The sequence below is a fragment of the Mesorhizobium sp. M4A.F.Ca.ET.020.02.1.1 genome (assembly GCF_004022645.1).
GTDB lineage: Bacteria > Pseudomonadota > Alphaproteobacteria > Rhizobiales > Rhizobiaceae > Mesorhizobium.
Genome location: NZ_RZOI01000883.1, coordinates 1 through 2185 on the forward strand (window position 1 = coordinate 1; position 2185 = coordinate 2185).

Consider the following 2185-nt stretch of genomic DNA (forward strand, 5'->3'; position numbering starts at 1 on the left):
ACTTCTCGCGGCTGCGATGGTGCTGGGCACGGCAGCAAAGGCCTCGGATTTCTCCGAGCCGTGGAAGAACGCTGAGCGCGCGCTGGTCATCGACGCCTACGAATACAATTCCATCGACTGGGCCAAGCTTGCCACCGACAAGCGCATCGTCGGTTTCATCAACAAGGCGTCCGACGGACTGCCGCCGGCCTATTTCTGCTCGGGCGACGACACCGAATTCCGGCTCTGCAAGGCGCTATGGAAGCGCTATGCGGTGACACGCGAACTGTTCCAGACGCGCAAGGTGGTGGCCAAGGCACTCGGCCTGAAATGGGGCGCCTATCATCTTGCCCGGCCCGGCAACCCGGTCGAGCAGGCAAACAATTTCGTCGATTTCGCCGAGCCCGCGTCGGACGATCTGATAGCCCTCGACCTCGAAGGCAATGATCCCACGCAATGGATGTCATTGGAGGATGCGGAAGAATTCGTGCGCCAGGTGCATCGGCGGCTGGGCCGCTTCCCGGTGCTCTACACCAACGGCAGGACCGCGCAATACATTGCCGACAACCGCTATCAATACCGGCTCTTGTCGCGGCTGCCGCTCTGGTATGCGCGCTACAAGCCGGACATCGATGTGCATTTTCCGATGGGCAACTGGCAGGGCTACGCACTGTGGCAGTTTTCGGCGCACACCAATTGCGGCCGCTTCAAATGCCCCTATCGCGTGCCAGGCACACCGAACGACATCGACGTCTCGGTTGCGCCGATGAATGCCGACCGGTTGCGCGAGCAATGGGCCTTTGGCGGCCTGATCGACGTGCCGTCCGACTATCTCGCCTCGATCCCGGTACCGGTCTCGCGCGAAGCCGGGCTCGCCGGCAAATTCACCATAACCTATGCCGACGTGGCGACGCCGCCCACCGTCGAGGAGATGGTTTCGGTGCTCGGCCAGCGCTGGCGGAAGTTCCGCGACGGCTTCCGTATGCCTGTGGTGAAGACGGTGCCGCGGCGTCCACGCTTCGGCATCGTCGAATATGTCGCGTGGAAGCGGACCGAGCAGCGCTCAGCGACGCAGATCGAGGCTGCCTTCGCGGCGGCTGATCCGGTTAGTACAGCCTCGACCGCGATCGACCGTAACCGGCGCTGACCAGCCGGATCCAGCATCAGCGGCGGCAATTGCCTCAACGATGATTTCCCAGGCTGGCATACATGCCGGTGGTGCGAAACTGCGTCGGGGTAATGCCATAAGAGCGACGAAAAACCTTGGAAAAGTAGTTCGCGTCCTCGAAACCGCACATGACGGCGACTTCCTTGACCGGCAGGAAATCGGCTTTGGTCAGCAACTTCGCCGCGCGCTGCAGGCGCTGCTGCAAGACAAATTCAGCAGGTGGGATGCCTTCGCTCTCGGCGAAGCAGCGCGAGAAGTGCGCGCGGCTGAGGCCACTGATCCGAACGAGATCGGCCACCTGCAGTGGCTTGTCGAGATTGGCGTTGATGTGGTCGATCACCGGCTGCATGGCGCTCTGTTTTTCGGCGAAGGCGTGCGATCCGAAAACATCGTCGTAGAGCGCCATGGCGGCTTCGTAGGCGACGGCGGAAGCGGCGCCCGGGGAAGCTGCCCCCTTGATGAGGCGCAGGCTGCAATCGGCAAGATGATCAATCGTCATCGGCTGCAATCGAAATACGGGGCCTGAGACACTCAGAATCGATTTGTGGATGCGCAGCGCCTCCTCGCCATTCATCGAGATCCAGAAATATTCCCAGCGGTCGCCCGTAGCCAGCCAGTAGCGATGGTTGTGCGGCACCAGCACCAGCAGCGTGTCGTTCTTCTGGAGGCGGTAGTTGCGGTTCTCGTAGCGCAACTGGCCGGCCCCGCTGATGGTGTGCTGGAGCACGGTGAACGGGGTCTGGCCGCGCTTTCGACCGTCCCAGTCGTAGGTTTCGTCCTCGCGAACTTCGTAACCCGTGCTTGTCGGCATGGCATGCAGGCGCTGGCGGCCGCGCGGCAGCGAGATCGTCCGCATCGATGGTCCGTTGGCGATCAGATCCTGCAGCACAAAATTACCCTCGAAAGCATAATCCTTCTCTGTTCGCGCCTGCGAATAAGCGCATAATCCAGCTCCAGAGAACGGGAACGACCCGCGGTCGAGGAGCGGGCGGGAGGAGAAAAGGCCGGATTTCCGGCCTGAGTGGTATGCACGCGATG

The 2185-nt window shown here is 61.9% G+C and carries 2 protein-coding genes; one reads left to right on the forward strand and one right to left on the reverse strand.

The genetic code is table 11. The features are described from left to right. Positions 1-16: 16 nt before the first annotated feature. On the forward strand, positions 17-1126 hold the full coding sequence (locus EN742_RS32545) for a glycoside hydrolase family 25 protein (protein ID WP_127405698.1): 1110 nt from the start codon (positions 17-19) through the stop codon (positions 1124-1126). A gap of 34 nt (positions 1127-1160) precedes the next feature. Here EN742_RS32545 and EN742_RS32550 read toward each other — a convergent pair whose 3' ends face one another. Next, a complete protein-coding gene (locus EN742_RS32550) occupies positions 1161-2036 on the reverse strand; it encodes an AraC family transcriptional regulator (RefSeq protein ID WP_189347586.1) in 876 nt (291 codons plus the stop codon). Positions 2037-2185: the final 149 nt, after the last annotated feature.

Excerpts from the sequence above, each read along its gene's own strand:
- EN742_RS32545 (WP_127405698.1), top strand. The coding sequence starts at position 17 with ATGGTGCTGGGCACGGCAGCAAAGGCCTCGGATTTCTCCGAGCCGTGG.